General features: G+C 38.4%; 16 protein-coding genes. All 16 read right to left on the bottom strand.

Features of this window, described 5'->3' with window-relative positions; genetic code table 11:
• Positions 1-8: 8 nt before the first annotated feature.
• Positions 9-827, bottom strand: a complete 819-nt coding sequence (gene kdsA / locus VCHSUH03_RS08870; protein WP_024065882.1) for a 3-deoxy-8-phosphooctulonate synthase — start codon at positions 825-827, stop codon at positions 9-11.
• A complete protein-coding gene (gene kdsB, locus VCHSUH03_RS08865) occupies positions 828-1559 on the bottom strand; it encodes a 3-deoxy-manno-octulosonate cytidylyltransferase (protein ID WP_105094766.1) in 732 nt (243 codons plus the stop codon). It lies immediately after the preceding gene.
• A 44-nt stretch (positions 1560-1603) separates the two neighbouring features.
• On the bottom strand, positions 1604-2716 hold the full coding sequence (gene lpxK / locus VCHSUH03_RS08860) for a tetraacyldisaccharide 4'-kinase (protein ID WP_105094765.1): 1113 nt from the start codon (positions 2714-2716) through the stop codon (positions 1604-1606).
• Between the two features lie 56 nt (positions 2717-2772).
• The gene (locus VCHSUH03_RS08855) at positions 2773-4077 is read right to left on the bottom strand and encodes a 3-deoxy-D-manno-octulosonic acid transferase (RefSeq protein ID WP_105094764.1); all 1305 of its coding nucleotides are present in this window, start codon (positions 4075-4077) and stop codon (positions 2773-2775) included.
• Positions 4078-4079: 2 nt separating this feature from the next.
• Positions 4080-5810, bottom strand: a complete 1731-nt coding sequence (locus tag VCHSUH03_RS08850; protein WP_105086188.1) for an ABC transporter ATP-binding protein — start codon at positions 5808-5810, stop codon at positions 4080-4082.
• Positions 5803-6945, bottom strand: coding sequence for a lipid-A-disaccharide synthase (gene lpxB / locus VCHSUH03_RS08845; protein ID WP_105086187.1), 1143 nt, complete (start codon positions 6943-6945; stop codon positions 5803-5805). The genes VCHSUH03_RS08850 and lpxB overlap by 8 nt, the downstream gene beginning before the upstream one ends.
• Positions 6945-7781, bottom strand: coding sequence for an LpxI family protein (locus VCHSUH03_RS08840; protein WP_105086186.1), 837 nt, complete (start codon positions 7779-7781; stop codon positions 6945-6947). Before VCHSUH03_RS08840 ends, lpxB begins: the two co-directional genes overlap by 1 nt.
• Before the next feature lie 367 nt (positions 7782-8148).
• Entirely contained in the window at positions 8149-8961 is an 813-nt protein-coding gene (gene lpxA, locus VCHSUH03_RS08835; RefSeq protein WP_174683260.1) for an acyl-ACP--UDP-N-acetylglucosamine O-acyltransferase, read from the bottom strand.
• Positions 8962-8980: 19 nt separating this feature from the next.
• Positions 8981-9406 (bottom strand): 3-hydroxyacyl-ACP dehydratase FabZ, encoded by a 426-nt coding sequence (gene fabZ / locus VCHSUH03_RS08830; protein ID WP_004695477.1) that lies wholly within the window; start codon positions 9404-9406, stop codon positions 8981-8983.
• A complete protein-coding gene (gene lpxC / locus VCHSUH03_RS08825) occupies positions 9403-10242 on the bottom strand; it encodes a UDP-3-O-acyl-N-acetylglucosamine deacetylase (protein WP_105086185.1) in 840 nt (279 codons plus the stop codon). The genes fabZ and lpxC overlap by 4 nt, the downstream gene beginning before the upstream one ends.
• Before the next feature lie 262 nt (positions 10243-10504).
• A complete protein-coding gene (locus tag VCHSUH03_RS08820) occupies positions 10505-11407 on the bottom strand; it encodes a lysophospholipid acyltransferase family protein (protein WP_105086184.1) in 903 nt (300 codons plus the stop codon).
• Between the two features lie 6 nt (positions 11408-11413).
• Positions 11414-12445 carry a UDP-3-O-(3-hydroxymyristoyl)glucosamine N-acyltransferase gene (lpxD, locus tag VCHSUH03_RS08815; protein WP_105094763.1) on the bottom strand — a complete coding sequence of 344 codons (1032 nt, stop codon included), beginning with the start codon at positions 12443-12445 and terminating at the stop codon, positions 11414-11416.
• 31 nt (positions 12446-12476) lie between these two features.
• A complete protein-coding gene (locus VCHSUH03_RS08810; RefSeq protein ID WP_105086182.1) occupies positions 12477-13007 on the bottom strand; it encodes an OmpH/Skp family outer membrane protein in 531 nt (176 codons plus the stop codon).
• An 11-nt stretch (positions 13008-13018) separates the two neighbouring features.
• On the bottom strand, positions 13019-13990 hold the full coding sequence (locus VCHSUH03_RS08805) for a coiled-coil domain-containing protein (protein WP_105086181.1): 972 nt from the start codon (positions 13988-13990) through the stop codon (positions 13019-13021).
• Positions 13991-14019: 29 nt separating this feature from the next.
• On the bottom strand, positions 14020-14508 hold the full coding sequence (locus VCHSUH03_RS08800; RefSeq protein ID WP_105086180.1) for an OmpH/Skp family outer membrane protein: 489 nt from the start codon (positions 14506-14508) through the stop codon (positions 14020-14022).
• A gap of 107 nt (positions 14509-14615) precedes the next feature.
• On the bottom strand, positions 14616-16817 hold the full coding sequence (locus tag VCHSUH03_RS08795; RefSeq protein WP_105086179.1) for a BamA/OMP85 family outer membrane protein: 2202 nt from the start codon (positions 16815-16817) through the stop codon (positions 14616-14618).
• Between the last annotated feature and the right edge of the window lie 40 nt (positions 16818-16857).

Genomic DNA, 16857 nt, shown 5'->3' with positions numbered 1-16857 from the left:
TACCGCCCCTAACCTTTTACGATTTTATCAATAGCTACTAAATCTCGTAGCAAAGCTTCAAAATTATCTAAGTATAACATGTTTGGACCATCGGATAAGGCTTCCTCTGGATTATCATGTACTTCAAAGAATAGACCATCTACACCACTTGCAACAGCGGCACGAGCCAAGTTTGGTACAAATTCACGATTACCACTAGATTTAGTACCTGCGCCACCAGGTAATTGAACGCTATGTGTAGCATCAAATACTACTGGATAATCGAAAGAACGCATAATTGGGAAGGATCTCATGTCTACAACGAGATTGTTATAGCCAAAGCTAAATCCACGCTCTGTAAGCATAAGATTTTCATTGCCTGTTTCTTTCATTTTATTTAGTACATTTTCCATATCCTTAGGCGCCATAAATTGACCTTTTTTCACATTTACGCATTTGCCAGTTTTAGCTGCACCATATACAAGGTCTGTTTGACGACATAAGAAGGCTGGAATTTGTAAAACATCCAATACTTCTGCAGCCGGTTCGATTTGTTCAATGGAGTGAATATCACTTACAACTGGTACATTGAGTTCTTTTTTAATAGAAGCAAGGATTTTTAGACCTTCCTCAAGACCTGGTCCACGGAAAGAACCATAGCTAGAACGGTTAGCCTTATCGAAAGAAGCTTTAAAGATATATGGAACTCCTAAGCGTTCACAAATTTCTTTTGCTCGTTTGCCAATAGCTAATGTACGGTCATAATCTTCAATAACACAAGGTCCCGCAAGGACAAAAAGACCTTTACCGCCACCGACTGTAATATCTTTAATTTGAACTGTTTTCATTTATTTCTCCTCTTGCTCGTAAATTGCATTTACACGAGCTAAGTCTTCCGGTGTGTCTACACCGATAAATCGTTTATCTGTAAGAATAACACGAATAGTATAGCCATTTTCGAGAGCGCGTAATTGCTCTAACGATTCGGTTTGCTCCGCTGGTGTTGGTTCCATCTTTGCATAGTTTAATAAGAAATCTCTACGATATGCATAGATACCAATATGTTTTAACGGCGCACGTACAAAATCATGACGAGGATAGGGAATTAAGGATCTAGAAAAATACATCGCATCATTGCGATTATTTAAAATAACCTTTACCGCTGATGGTTCATCGTATTCATCCTCCAATAAAGGAGTGGCTACAGTTGCCATCTGTAAGTTTGGATCTTCTTCAAAAAGTTGGGCCAATTCATCAATAAGTTTTGGCTCAATCATAGGTTCATCACCTTGAACATTAATAATGACATCTAAGTCTGTATAATGATTAGCAACCTCGGCTAATCGATCAGTTCCTGTAGGGTGATTAGGGTCTGTCATCATAACAGATCCTCCAAAGTTTTGAACTGCAGAATATACACGTTCATCATCTGTAGCAACAATAGTACACTCTGTTTTTGTCGCTTGTGACACTCTTGCATAAACCCGTTCAATCATTGGTTTACCTGCAATATCCGCTAATGGTTTCCCTGGTAATCTTGTAGAACCATAACGAGCAGGAATAACGCATCCAAACTTCACAATAAAACCCCATTTCTGTTATTCGTGTATCTAATTATTATACACTAAATCTCTAAATTTTCTATGAATTCTTGTTTTCCAGAGATGAACTCAATTCCAATAGATAGCACTAGAATCGGTATTTTCAAGTCTTCAATTGCATGCAATTGACTCAGCTTCACCGCATCCTTCTCAGTGATACAAATAGCATCTGCTTGATGCGCAAATGCTTCTTTCCAAATATCTACAACATCATCATTTTCGAAATTATGATGATCACCAAATGGCATTGTATGGACCACATTATATCCGATATCGGTCAATGTTTGTGTAAAGGATTGAGGGTTCCCTATACCACTAACCGCCATGATTCGATGCTTTTCATATGTATCGACTGGAGAACCATTTTCTCCGTTAGCCCACTCATCTAATGTATACATACATTGAGGCTTATGGATTGTTTCATATACAGGTGTATTGGGAAGCATATGAGCTAAACGCTTACGGATGCCTGAAACAACACCTGGTGCCACTTGATCCACCTTGGTAAGAACGATAATACTAGCTCTATGTAAGCCACTAAGCGGTTCTCGTAATAAACCACGAGGTAATACATGGTCATAACCAAATGGGTTAGAAGCATCAATAAGAACGATATCAATATCTCGAGCTAATGCGCGATGTTGAAAGCCGTCATCCATAACTAAACAATCTGCACCGAGCTCATCTATGGCAATTTGTGCAGATTTGGCCCGTTCACGGCCGATAATCACATTAGACTTTTGTAATACTTTTGCCAACAACCAAGCTTCATCACCACTGATAAATGGCTCTACCAACATAGCACCATCTTTAGAAATAATTATATTTTTCTTATTGTCCTCAGCCCGATAGCCACGACTAAGCACAGTAGGATGGAATCCTTTTCGGGTGAGCACATCACATATAAATCTCACCATTGGGGTTTTACCTGTACCACCAGCAGTAATATTACCAACACTGATAACCGGAACGGTAACTTTAGTAACCCCTTTTCCCGCATCAAATCGAGCGTTTCGTATAGATACAGCCTTTTCGTAACCTTTACTCAGAAAGCCCAAGCTGGAACGAGCTATATCACCTAATATGGATTGATTCTCACCACTAACGATGGATTTAAATAATGCTTCCCCACTCATAGGTGACTCCTCCTATTATGTAACATCATAGATGAATGTAATAAATTATATCTAGCTTATGGAATAATATGGTGTTTTTCAAACAACTGACGTAACTCTTGTGTATTGCGTTGTGTAGCACCGCGATTTTCACGAATAATATCAAGACAGTTTTGTCCCATTTTCGTTGATAAATCCTTATCCTTACATAATTGCAATACCATATCAGTTAATTCTTTACCATTCTTTACCTGCTCACAAGCATGACGAGAATGCAATAAAGCGAAAATCTCTTTGAAATTGAACATATACGGTCCTACAAGAATTGGTTTACCATGTGCTGCCGGTTCGAGAATATTATGGCCCCCAGTTTTCACAAGAGAACCACCAACAAAAATAATATCCCCTAAGCTATACAAACGACCGAGTTCGCCAATAGTATCCAAAACAACTACAGGTATTCCTTCATGAACTGGCTCAGTCATATCACTACGACAAATAGCATTTAATTCATAACGGTTCGCTAGATTTTGAACATCATGACCGCGATATATCTCACGAGGCGCAATTAGTAAACGAGCTTGAGGGTATTCTTGCAATACTTGTTTAAAGGTCTCAAATATTGTTTCTTCCTCACCCTTATGTGTACTACCAGCAATAATTATAGGATGATTATTACCAAAGCCAAACTCTTCAAGAAGAGATTGTTTTTCTTCATCTGATACAGTAGCGTACGTTTGGTCGTACTTCATATTCCCTGTTACGGTAATATCTGGTGTATGAGCTCCTAACACTTCAATATGTGCTGCATCAAACTTAGATTGCATACAAAAACGTTCAATAGAACGCAACATTTCTTTTGTGAACGCACTAATATATTTATAGCGTTTCATACTACGATCAGAAATCCGCCCATTAACCATCATAACAGGAATATCTTCTGATTGCGCAATACGCAAGAAATTTGGCCAAATTTCTGTTTCTACAAGCAAGATGGCAATAGGTTTAATAATATGCAAAATCTTACGTGTCAAATAAGGTAAATCAAGAGGGAAGAAAATAATACCTTCTGCCTCAGGAATAATGCGATGTGCCATTGCATGACCTGTAGCCGTTACAACAGATACGACCACAACGGCTTCAGGAAATTCCTTTTTTACCTCTTTTACTAATGGACTAGTAGCTACAATTTCCCCTACAGAAGCAGCATGAATCCAAATAGCACGACGGCCTTCTATTTTCTTTAGTAATGAGGCTGGCATATAGCCTGCACTCTGTTTGATACGCTCATAAAATCCATCTTCAAAGGCGAGACGGTATAAAATAACCGGAATCAAGCCAATCCAATAAAATATGAGCAATACATTATATATCCAGTACATGGTTATCCTTTGTTGGAGAATTGAACGGAATAGAGATGATTGTACAATCCGCCATTAACAGCTAATAGCTCTTGGTGAGTCCCCTGCTCTACCAAGTGACCTTGATTAAGTACAACAATTTGATGAGCATTTTGAACTGTGCTCAATCGATGGGCAATAACAAATGCAGTACGCCCTTTCATGAGGCGATCTAGTGCCTCTTGTACAAGTTTTTCACTCTCTGTATCTAATGCAGATGTGGCTTCATCCAAGATTAGAATACGAGGATCTTTTAAAATAGCACGTGCAATGGCTATCCGTTGACGTTGACCGCCAGATAAGGAGCTACCTCGCTCACCTACAACTGTGTCGAGACCATCAGGCATCTTTTCTACGAACTCAAGAACATTAGCAGCCTTAGCAGCTTCATATACCTCTTCATCAGTAGCATCTAATCGACCATACAAGATATTCTCTTTAATCGTGGCATTAAATAATACTGTTTCTTGTGGTACAAGTCCAATTTGCTCACGTAATGATTTAAAAGTAACATCTTTTACATTATAACCATCAATGGTAAGAGCGCCACCCGTTACATCGTAGAAGCGAGGTAACAAGTTAGCAAGAGTCGTTTTACCTGCTCCAGATGGACCAACAAGGGCTACACTTTCACCAGCCTTAACAGACAAGGTGAAGTTTTCAAGCGCCGTTTTTTCACCATCATAAGAGAAGGAAACATCTTTAAACTCTACATCGCCTTTAATGGATGGCAACGTAGTAGCATCAGCTTTTTCTACAACATCCGTCTTAGTATCTAAGATTTCAAATACACGATCAGCTGCTGCTAAGGCTTTTTGAATATTACCATACACTTGGCTCAAGCGTTTTACCGGGTTGGACAAGTTAATGGCATAAATCAAGAACGCAATTAAAGAACCAGCCGTAATTGCACCAGTTACTACGGAATAGCCGCCGTACCATAGAATAACCGCTACAGCGATAGCCGCAGAGAACTCAACCATTGGGCTTAGTAAGCTAGTCAATTTGGTAGCCTTAATAACAGCTCTAAAGTTACGATCATTTTCATCTTCAAAGCGCTTGCGCTCAAAATCTTCACGAGAAAAAGATTTCACCACTCTAATAGCGCTGATAACCTCTTGTAAAAGTGCCGTAATATCGGCTATACGTCCTTGCACGTCATGACCTGCAACGCGAAGCTTTTTACCAAACACATTAATAATTATCAAGACTACTGGAACTGTAACGAAGGTAACGAGTGTCAATTTCCAATCGATGAGAAGCATAGATACCAAGGAACCGATAAGTGTTACGGATTCAGTAATAAAGGAAATCAAATTATCTACAACGGCAGTTTGCAAGGCAGCAACGTCATTCGTAAGATTACTCATGATGACGCCAGTCTTACGACGGTCAAAATAAGATAAACTTAATTTTTGCAAATGATTAAAAATAGCCTCACGGACATCGATGATGACACGTTGTCCAATGTAGGACATATTATAGGTTTGACCATAGGTAGCAAAGCCACGAATTAAGAATATAAGAATGATAGCCCCTACAATGAGGTTCAACATAAACATATTTTTGTCATCTAATACTTGGTCTACTACATTTTTAATTAGCCAAGGCACTACCAAGTACGCCGCAGCCGCAATAATCATGCAAAATACTGCAAAGATCATGCGTTTATAATAAGGCTTTACAAAGTATAAAAGCCTAGAATAACTATTCATTACATTTCTCCTTACCGAGATCATATACAAGATGTGCTACTCGTTTTACAGCACCAGGCTCACCTAATTTATGATGCACCTCACGTAATTCACTGCGCATAGCTTTATTTTTCTCAACATCAGTTAGAAGAGGTTCCACTAAAGATACAATAGCCTGTGGTGTAACAGAATCTTGTAATAATTCAGGAATTACCTCTTTACCGGCCACAATATTAGGCAAGCCTACATGTGATACATTTACTACCATTTTCCCAATACCATAAGTAATTGGGGATACACGATACAGTAACACGGTCGGTAATTCCATCATTGCCGTTTCCAACGTAGCAGTTCCTGATGCGGCCAGGCATACATCACAAATCTGCATCAAGTCATACGTATGGTCTTCTGTAATCGTAACAGGCACCTTATGAGCATCGATGAAAGTTTCTAGTTCACTACGATCGATGGTATGTGCCCGAGGCAAGAAGAATTGAATATCTTCATGGTTTGCCATCAATTGCTCGCCACTTTTTAACATCGTATCAAGCAAGGATAAAACCTCTTGCTTACGACTACCAGGCATAAGCAATACTTTTTTAGCTTCTTTACGAGCCCCAAAGTATTCTTCAGCCTCCTCTTTAGTCATCGTAGGATGTACGATATCTAATAATGGATGCCCCACGAACTCTACATCGCATTTATATTTGCGATACGCTTCAGCTTCAAAGGGGAATATGGATGCAACCTTTGTTACATACTTACGAATTGTATTACCACGACTGCTATGCCATGCCCAAATTGTAGGAGCAATGTAATATAGAACAGGAATCCCTAATTCATGGGCTACGGCTGCCAGCTTCATATTAAATCCAGGATAGTCTACACATACGAGAATATCTGGTTTTTCCTTCATCATGACGCGTTTTAAATATGTGCGAAGTTTAAAGAATTTTGGTAAGGATTTAACAATCTCTACAATCCCGATAACACCTAAATTTTTAATATCATATACGATGCGAACACCAGCGCGTTCCATCAAGGTGCCACCCATACCAAACATATCGACCGAAGGATCTATTTCTTTTAGTGCATTAGCAACGCTGGCCGCATGAGTATCACCGGATGCTTCTCCGGCGGAAAACATGACTTTCATTATGCATCCTTTCTGGAATTCACAAATTCTTGGTCTACAGCACAGATGACAATACCATGGCGATTCGCCATATCAAGTACGTCTTCTTGCTGAACAAAAATAGTCTTTTCTGCTTCAACAGCTAACACTTTACAGCCACTGTCAATCATAGACATTAATGTTTTAATCCCCACAGCAGGTACATCAAAACGCACGTCTTGATTTGGCTTTTCTGTTTTAACTACAACTGCATCGCCACGACCTAACTCACCACCACGCAAAATGCACTTATCAGTACCCTCAATAGCTTCAATTGCCATCGCCGCTTTATGCTTAACAACAACGGTTTGACCAATATCAAGCCCCCCCATTTGTTTTGCTAATTCAAAGCCAAAGCAAATATCCGCCCATTGTTCATCAGTTGGTTGTGCTTTGGAAAGCACCCCCACCTTCGGCATAAATGGTTTAAGATATACGGTTTGATCTAAAACTTTAAACCCTTCTCTTTCAATTTCATCAACGATGGCAAGCATAATCGTGTCATCCTTACGATTTTTCAAACGTTTAAGCACGCCTAATGTTTTCAAATCTGGGAAAGCAAGGCCCTTAAAAAGAATTTCTTTAGTAACTTTGCCTAACATAGTTAACTCTACAACACCTTCATTTTTCAAGGTTTTGAAGATTTTACCTAGTTTAGCAACACTGATATCATAGAAAGCATCGGCCTCAGTCTTCAAAGCCGGGTCTATATCTGGAACCACGCCGATAACAACTACCTCGTGACCTAATACATGAGCGGCACGCATGAATTCTACAGGTAAAACTCCAATGCCTGCAATCAATCCTACCTTTGCCAAGACTATACCTCCTAGATGACCTACGGCCTATATATCAATTAGTAATTACAAATTTACAATAAATAATGCCTCAAAAAAGACATAATCATATACAATATATTGTACTATAAATGGACACTTTTTACCATTAAAACACCATGTTTTATGCCTATTTCTTCAACATTTTAACAGAATTATTTTAATACCAATTTTACAACTTAGAAACGTAAAATTTATTCAAATATTTTTATCAAAATATTTTATATTAATGAACTACCATTATAAAATTCTTATCCAATTAAAACTCTAAATTTTATAGATCATATAAAAATATTAATATTTATAGATTACACAAAAAGACCTCGTACATTGTACGAGGTCTTTTGAATTAGTCGCGACGTGTACGCATAATACCACGATCGGCATTGCGCAAGAAGCGTAATAAATTTTCAATTTCTACAGAAGAATCAAGCTGCATTTCCATTTCTTCAATAGCCTTAGATAAGCTAAAACCAGAACGATAAATAATACGGAATGCTTGTTTCAAATCTCGGCGTACTTCTTCTGAAATGCCTGCACGAGATAAACCAACAGAGTTAAGGCCGATAACACGCGCCGGTTGACCATCAGCAATAACGTACGGCGGAATATCTTGAACCACCTTAGCCATGCCACCAACCATAGCATTTCGACCGATCTTAACAAATTGATGAATACCTGCAAGGCCACCAATAACTACGCGATCTTCAACGATAGCGTGACCAGCTAAGCCTGCACAGTTACTCATAATTACATTATTACCAACAATACAGTTATGAGCCACATGTGTACATGCTTGAAGCAAGCAGTTATTACCTACACGTGTTTCTTCACCTTCTCCAGTAGCGCGGCTAATAGTAACAAATTCACGGATAACCGTTTCATCGCCAATATTACAATAGCTTTTTTCACCTTTGAATTTTAAATCTTGCGGTTCCAACCCAATAGATGCGTTAGGATAAATCTCACAACGCTTACCAATGGTTGTCCAACCACCAATTACAACATGTGCACCGATTTGTGTACCATCGCCGATTTCGACATGTTCGCCGATTACAGCACCAGGACCTACGATTACATCTTTGCCCAATTTAGCATTTGGATGGACTATGGCTGTACTATGGATGTTGGATTCTGCATTTTCCATGCCTACAACTATCACTACAATCACTCCTCAATCATTATACAAGGGCAAACATGTATTCACCGCTAGCGCACAATTTGTCGCCAACATAGGCACGGCCTTCAACCTTACCCATTTTACCTTTGATTTTTACAATATCAACTTCCATACGTACTTGATCACCAGGTTTTACAGGATGACGGAAACGAACTTTATCAATACCTGTAAACATAGGTGTAAGACCTCGGTTTTCTTCAGGGTATAACAAAGCAATACCACCAACTTGTGCAATAGCCTCAGTCAATAACACGCCTGGCATTACTGGATTACCTGGGAAGTGACCTTGGAAGAACAATTCGTTAAATGTAGCATTTTTAATGCCCACAGCGCGTTTCATAGGTTCTAACTCAACGATGCGATCTACCAAAAGCATAGGATAACGATGAGGTAAAATTTCTAAAATGTCTTCGTGATTAAGAATCATGGCTGTGTCTCCCTTATTTCTTCCATTATACTACGAGCCAATTTTGAGTTTAATTCATGACTCGATTTCATAGCAATTACATGACCTTCGATTCGTCCTAATAAGAATAAGTCGCCTACTACGTCTAATGCCTTATGACGAACTAATTCGTCATCAAAGCGAGGTACAGACAAACACTTCTCATCATCATAAACTAACGCATTATCTAAGGTACCACCTTTTGCAAGGCCCATAGCCTGTAATTGTTCTAATTCTTTCATAAATCCGATAGTTCTAGCAGCACTAATATGCTCTTTAAAGTATTCTGGTGAAACCTCAAAATCGCAATTTTGCGTACCAAGTAACGGATGACTGTTAACCGATGTAAATGTAATGCGATAGCCATCGTATGGCAAAATAACTATAAAACGATCACCATCATAAATAGCATGGGAGCGAGTTATTTTATATACATGACGTGGTGCTGTTTGTTCTTGAATGCCAGCCTCTTCTATAAGGCCTACAAAAATAGCACTACTACCATCACCTACAGCAGGTTCAGGAGAATCCATCTCGATATAACAGTTATCAATATTCATAGCACTGAACGCAGCCATAACATGTTCTACAGTGAAAACCTTCGCTTCACCATTTTCCAATGTAGTAGCGCGCATAGTGTTCGTCACATTATCAATGTGTGCTCGCACAGAAGGATGACCTTCAATGTCCGTGCGGATAAACACAATTCCTGTATTTTCAGGTGCAGGTTTAAAAACCATATTCACTGGTTCACCGCTATGAAGGCCAATCCCTTGATATGAAATAGCCTGTTTAATTGTTTGTTGTGGCTTACTCATAAGAAAGTCCTTTCATAATCTGAATTCACGTTTACTATACACCAATATGTATTATACCCTATTTGCATAGGTGATACAAGAAATTTACCATATATTCAATGATTTTGAAAGCATTTTTCACATAATTAACTTTATATAAATTTAATTATAAATACTACTTTATACACTGCAAAATAAAAAGAGACTTTACTATGCTTTATTCATGCGGTATCTAAATCGATACTGTACAAATAAACATGTAAAATCTCTTTATATTTAATAATTAGCGATATACATCTGGCGGAGTATCAATCTGCTCGCCGTAGAAACGACGTGTCCACTTCCAACGGTTATGAAGCCAGAACCAATCTTCAGGATAACGCCTAATATAATCTTCAATAAACTCATTAAGTAGAGTAGTAGTAACAGCTATATCGCGTTTTTTATCATCTGTACGCTCCACATAAATCGGTGGATGTGCTTCAATCTCATATTTTTCAGAAAATGGACTATAATGTATAGTCACAAAAATGATTGGTACATCTTGCATACGAGCCAGTACAGCCGGACCAGCAGCTGTCAATGTTTCATAACCAAAGAATGGTACAAGAACGCCATCATCACCAGGATCCTGATCCATAATAAGGCCTAAAAAAGCACCTTTTTTTAGTTCATTGATCATTTCCCGCACACCAGTTTTATAAGTCACATGTTGGTGCATAATCCGACGATATTCATTGATAAACTTATCGGCATCACCATTCTGTTTCATTGCTACAGAAATCAACGGATACCCTTCCGAAGCAAGAACCCCCCCAAGGAGTTCCCAGTTGCCACTATGAACAGCCGCCAAAATTGCGCCTCGACCATTTTCTAAAGCATCATCTAAGTACTCTTTGTTAATAAACTCTACCATATCTTTGTATGCACCATCCTTAATTTCAGGATAGCGTAATACATCGATAATCATGCGACCAAAGCGTGTTGTACTAGCTTTCGCAATGCGTCGAGCTTCCTTGGGATCATCGGTAATATTACAGAATAGAATTTGGCCTATCGCTAGGCGCTTGCGTTTAGGCGGCACTACTAGCCACGCAATTTCACCAAGCAATGTACCAATAGCATATTGCAAACCTTTAGGTAATAAGCAAATAAAGGCACTAAAGATTTTCATAAACCTATACATGGATTATTAGCTCTCCTTCAGCTGTGCTTTCAAAGCGTCAATTTCTTTTTGTAATTGTTTTACTGTTTTAACCATATCCGGCAAACGGTTTTCATAAGCGGCCAATTTTAACCATTCTTTATGTGGTCTCATAGGATAGCCCCCCATAATAGAATTAGATGGTACATTACCTGTAATACCAGTCTTTCCAGCAAATTGCACATTATCTCCAATTGTGATATGTCCAGTACAACCAGTTTGACCTGCAAAGATTACATGATTACCACATTTAGTACTACCTGCAATACCAACTTGAGCAATTAAGAAGCAATCTTCACCAATTTCCACATTGTGACCAAGGTGTACAAGGTTATCGATTTTTGTACCACGACGAACTAATGTAGATCCCATTGTAGCATTGTCAATTGTTGTACAAGAGCCAACCTCAACATCATCTTCAAGAATAACATTACCAACTTGTGGAATATGAGTATGTACGCCATTCTCTGTAGCAAAACCGAAGCCTTCGCCACCAATTACTGCTTTAGCACGCAATACAACGCGTTTACCTAAAATACAGTTTTCATGAACAATAGCGCCTGCATAAATATCAGAACCTTCACCAATACGCACATTATGTCCAATATAAACATATGGGCGAATTGTTACATTATCTTCAATGACTGCATTATCATTAATAACACAATAGGCACCAATAGCAACATTTTTTCCAATCGTTACATTTTCGCCAATAATAGCAGTGCTATGCACTTCTCTAGGAACAACAACAGGTGGATGGAAGAGTTCTAACACTTGTGCAAACGTTGCTTTTGCATTATCAACTACAATTTGAGCCATCGGTGCATCTTTCACTTCAGATTCAACGATCACAGCACCCGCTTGGCATAATGCAATATGTTCAACATATTCACCTACTGCAAAAGTTATGGATTGTTTTACAGCTTGTTCAAAGCTACGTGTCTCAGTAATAACAATAGATGCATCGCCTATAACACGACCACCTACTAATGTTGCGAGTTCCTGTAAAGTTTTTTCCAAGGTAAACTCCTCCCCCTGTAATAATCCTTAATTATTGTGCACTTTCCTCAGTATTAACTGCTGTAGTTTGACCTGCTTGTTGAGCATTTTGTTGTGCATCTTGTTGTTCTTGTGCTTTAGCTGCATTTTGAGCTTCTTTAATTTGGTCATCAGAAGCTTTGCCCATCTTCGCAATCAGATCATCAGTCACATCAGTGCCACCACCAACAACAGCACCTTTTTCGATAACAACATCAAGTTTTTTCTCTTTTACAAGTTCACCAACTTTTTGTTCTTGATATTGACGATATTCTTGTGCTTTTGCATTGGCAAAGGCGTTTAATTCTTGATTAGCTTGATTAAATACATTTTGTTTAGAGGCTTCATCAGCGGCTGCAATTTTAGCATCCAACTCAGCTTTTTTAGCATTGATTTCTTTAGTGATTTCAATACCTTTTTCAGTGCTGTTTGCTACTTTCACGCTATCAACATAACCGATATTATTAGAACCACAACCACCTAAAATAGCCATAGAAGCCACTAAGGATGCACCTAATACTAAAGATTTAATACGTTTATTCATAATATAACTCCTTATTGAACTCGATAGGACGCTTTTACAGCATCAGTAATATCAAGCCCCTTAATATTACCACCATCATCGATGATGACTAAATCTAAATGTTGTTCCTCTGCAATAATTGCTACACGCATACGGACATCTTCTAAAATGGCCTCATGAAGTGCACTCACTTCAGCTTCTTTATCTGAAAGCTTTTTAGCCCAAGAATCATTCCAGTCCTGAGCAACAGGTAAGTTATTATTAGCAATAATAGATTGTGCTTGTTGTTGTACCATAGTATCCCGTTTTGCAGCCAATTCCTTTTGTAAAGATGCTGCATATTGGTTAAGCTCTTCTTGCCCTTTTTGTTGCATAGGAGCAAGTTCTGCTTGTACTTTAGCCTTAATAGAGTCTACATCTAGATTAGATGGTTTTCTCTTAGCTAATAACTCCTTCAATCGTTCCTCTTTCTTAGCCTTCTCTGCCATAGCCGCTTCTTTTTGTGCATCATCAATGTATACACGAGCATCATAAGCATATAAATCTAATTGAAGATTTACAATTTCAAGATCATATTCATTAGCACTAACTTTTAACTGGGCTAAATATTTTTGAGTGAGTTCATTTCGTTTCGCATTTAATTGCTGATTCAATTCATTTTCTTTTGTTGCAATACGAGTTTGCAATTCCACCGTAAGAGCATCTGACAAGGTTGAATCTAATGCAAGAGATTTCAACTGTTCCTCTTGTGTCTCTGACTTGGCATTTAGAGCTTGTTGCTCAAGTTCATATTGACGTTGTAAAAGGTCCAATTCATTTTTTGCTTGTTTATAATCCTCATAAGAAGGATTAAACTCTAATACATCATCAATACGTACAACACCTATTGATACCCCATCAGGACTCTGCTGACGATTCGTCACAAATCCATAGGCCCAAACCATAGCACATAATGCAACAACGAGAAATATGGCAAATCCTATATATCGTTTTTTCCCGTTCATTGTCGTTCTCCCTTACATAGAACTACAGTTTATTTTTTCGCATCATTAGCTAATTTTTTCAATACTTGATCTGTAATATCTACACCACCGTATAATACAGTATCTTTAGTCATTACAACGCTAAGGCCTTTTGCATCACCCACAGCTTTTGCTGCTTCCATCGCTTTATCTTGAACGGATTTAGCAATTTCTTGATCTTTTTTTGCTAAGTTTTGACGTGCTTCTTCAGCTAATTTTTGTTTAGTCGCATCATCTTGTGCTGCATCAATTTTTGCTTGTGTTTCTTGTTGTAATTGACTTTGATAACTCATATATTCTTGAGCTGCAGAGATATAAATTGGATTATCTTGAGACATCATACGAGATGTATCGATAACACCAATTGTACTATTACCGCTATTACCACTTGGCGTAGCCATTTGTGTATACGCTAAAGCGCCAATACCAATAATAAAAATAGCAGCAATGACGATAGAAAAAATTTTCACATTCGCCTTGTTGTTCATCATTCGCATCATAATAGAGTGCCCTCATTTCTTTAAATTACTGCATCAAAGGATGCCATATAGAGATATTGGTGAAAGCCTCTTTAGAAACGAGGCCTCCACCATATATATTTACTATATTAGAATTGTGTGCCGAAGCTGAAGTGGAATTTATTTTTGTGTTTACCCACGCCATAATCAAGTTTAACTGGGCCAATTGGTGTAGTAATACGAACACCAGCACCAACGCCATAGTTAAAGGTTTTCTTGCCATTGTACCACGTAACATTTGGTGCATCCCATGCATCACCGATATCAGTGAACAACACACCACTAACCTTTTTAACGATTGGGAAACGGAATTCCAATGTCGCATTATACATATACTTACCACGGAATTGATCATCTTCGTAACCACGTAAGGAATCAGCGCCACCCAATGTAAATAATTGGCTATAAGGTGCATCACCTTGGATAAAACCACCACGTGCGCGGAATGCCAAAACGTTCTTAGCACCTAGTTTTTTATACATACGTGCTTCAGCTGTGAATTTATAGAAGTCGAAATCACCGCCTAAACCATGACCAGCCCATTGAGCTGTATAGGAAATACGACGACCACGTGTCGGATCATAAATATTATCACGGGAATCGTATACCTTTTGCCATGTAATGGAGTTAATACGGCCAAAGTTATTTTTTACGTAATTATTAGAGGCAAAATTCCAACTACCACCAGTATTTGGATTAGTATTATTCCAATCATTACCGCTACCACTTGTATTAGAGATAGCATCTGTGTCATAACGATAACCAGAGCTATCGTCACTATCCCATTTATAAGTATCTTTACGGGATTCTAATGTCAAGTAGTCACGTGTATATTCCCCAGTTTGACGACCGAAGGAGATATTGAAACCACGAGATTTCTTGTTATATTCTGCTACTTCATTACCATCTTCGTTGTAATCTGTATATTCATCTTCACGGTTGAAGAAGGAGAAACCAAGGGATGTACCCTTGCTGTCAATCCAAGGTTTCAAGTAAGAGATTTGGTAGTTTTTGTATTTTTTCTTACCACCGATTTCCCAGTGAACTTTGAATTTATCACCAGTACCGCGGAAGTTATCTTCACCAAATTCAATGATCCCCATCAAGCCATCAGATTTGGAGTAACCAGCACCTAATGTAATAGTGCCTGTTTTATGTTCCAACACATCGATTTCAATGATTACATTGTTAGGATCTTGTTCACCAGGCAACATACGGACATTTACATCGTCAAAGAAGCCTAAGTTGTATACGCGTTCTACAGAACGGCGTACCAAGAACTTATTGAAAGGTTTACCTTTCTTTTGAACGAATTCGCGAGTAATAACTTTGTCACGAGTTTTCTTGTTACCAGCAGGAACGATATCTTCTACAATACCTTCTACGATATGAACATGAAGCACACCTTGGTCATCTACACGAATACCATCTACATGTGCCAACATATAGCCATCACGAGCATATGCTGCGTTGATACCTTGAACTTTTTGGCCTACGTATACAGAGTTAAGAACTTGACCTGGTTGTAAATCCATGAATTTAGTCAACACTTCAGATGTATAAACCGTATTGCCTTCGAAAACTACACCAGTAGTAATTGGGTTTACTGTGACTGCAAAGTCCAATTTAACCCCTTCAGGTACGGTAGTGAATACAGGATTTACTTCAGAGAAGTAACCAGTATTACCTAAGTTAGTCACGTCTTTAAATACACCATCAACAGATACAGCATCGCCGATTTTTTCTGTTAAGATAGGTAATAATTGTGCTTGTTGTTCAGCTGTTACGCCAGAGATAGATAAACCAGTAATCAATTTACCTACATATGGATTAATAGACTCTGCATTTGCAGCTGTAACATATTGAGCCTCTACAGTTGTAACAGCTTGAGTTTGACCATTTTCAGCAGCCTTATCAAGGTCAGTACCACCAGTAGTTTTAGACACCATTTTTACTTGTTTGTCATCTGTTTTCAAAGCAGCATTATTTACTGTAACTGTTCCATCAGAACCTTTAACTACAGTACCATCGCTAGATATAGTTGTATCACCACGAGCAGCTAAGATAGCTGCATCAGTTTCATCTTGTGTACTTGTAGTAGTTGCATCAGCATTGTAAACAGCTTGAGTTGTAGCTGCATCATTAGTAGTAGCAGCATTAGTTGTTGTTGTGCTATTTAAATCTGGAGTATAGCCAGCTTGTACCTCAGCAGCAAATACACTGCCTGTCCCCATGACAGCAGTCAACACGGACGCTGCAAGCATACTTTTATAGGCTTTTGGTTTAAACATAAATTCCTCCTAGAACTCATCCCCATAAAAAGTTTACATC

The sequence above is a fragment of the Veillonella infantium genome (assembly GCF_002959895.1).
Classification (GTDB): Bacteria; Bacillota; Negativicutes; order Veillonellales; family Veillonellaceae; genus Veillonella; species Veillonella infantium.
Note: the sequence above shows the minus strand (reverse complement) of the source record. Positions and strands in the feature narration are given on the sequence as shown.

Excerpts from the sequence above, each read along its gene's own strand:
- kdsA (WP_024065882.1), bottom strand. The coding sequence starts at position 827 with ATGAAAACAGTTCAAATTAAAGATATTACAGTCGGTGGCGGTAAAGGT.
- lpxK (WP_105094765.1), bottom strand. The coding sequence starts at position 2,716 with ATGAGTGGGGAAGCATTATTTAAATCCATCGTTAGTGGTGAGAATCAA.
- VCHSUH03_RS08855 (WP_105094764.1), bottom strand. The coding sequence starts at position 4,077 with ATGTACTGGATATATAATGTATTGCTCATATTTTATTGGATTGGCTTG.
- VCHSUH03_RS08850 (WP_105086188.1), bottom strand. The coding sequence starts at position 5,810 with ATGAATAGTTATTCTAGGCTTTTATACTTTGTAAAGCCTTATTATAAA.
- lpxB (WP_105086187.1), bottom strand. The coding sequence starts at position 6,945 with ATGAAAGTCATGTTTTCCGCCGGAGAAGCATCCGGTGATACTCATGCG.
- fabZ (WP_004695477.1), bottom strand. The coding sequence starts at position 9,406 with ATGATTCTTAATCACGAAGACATTTTAGAAATTTTACCTCATCGTTAT.
- lpxC (WP_105086185.1), bottom strand. The coding sequence starts at position 10,242 with ATGAGTAAGCCACAACAAACAATTAAACAGGCTATTTCATATCAAGGG.
- VCHSUH03_RS08820 (WP_105086184.1), bottom strand. The coding sequence starts at position 11,407 with ATGTATAGGTTTATGAAAATCTTTAGTGCCTTTATTTGCTTATTACCT.
- VCHSUH03_RS08810 (WP_105086182.1), bottom strand. The coding sequence starts at position 13,007 with ATGAATAAACGTATTAAATCTTTAGTATTAGGTGCATCCTTAGTGGCT.
- VCHSUH03_RS08805 (WP_105086181.1), bottom strand. The coding sequence starts at position 13,990 with ATGAACGGGAAAAAACGATATATAGGATTTGCCATATTTCTCGTTGTT.
- VCHSUH03_RS08800 (WP_105086180.1), bottom strand. The coding sequence starts at position 14,508 with ATGATGCGAATGATGAACAACAAGGCGAATGTGAAAATTTTTTCTATC.
- VCHSUH03_RS08795 (WP_105086179.1), bottom strand. The coding sequence starts at position 16,817 with ATGTTTAAACCAAAAGCCTATAAAAGTATGCTTGCAGCGTCCGTGTTG.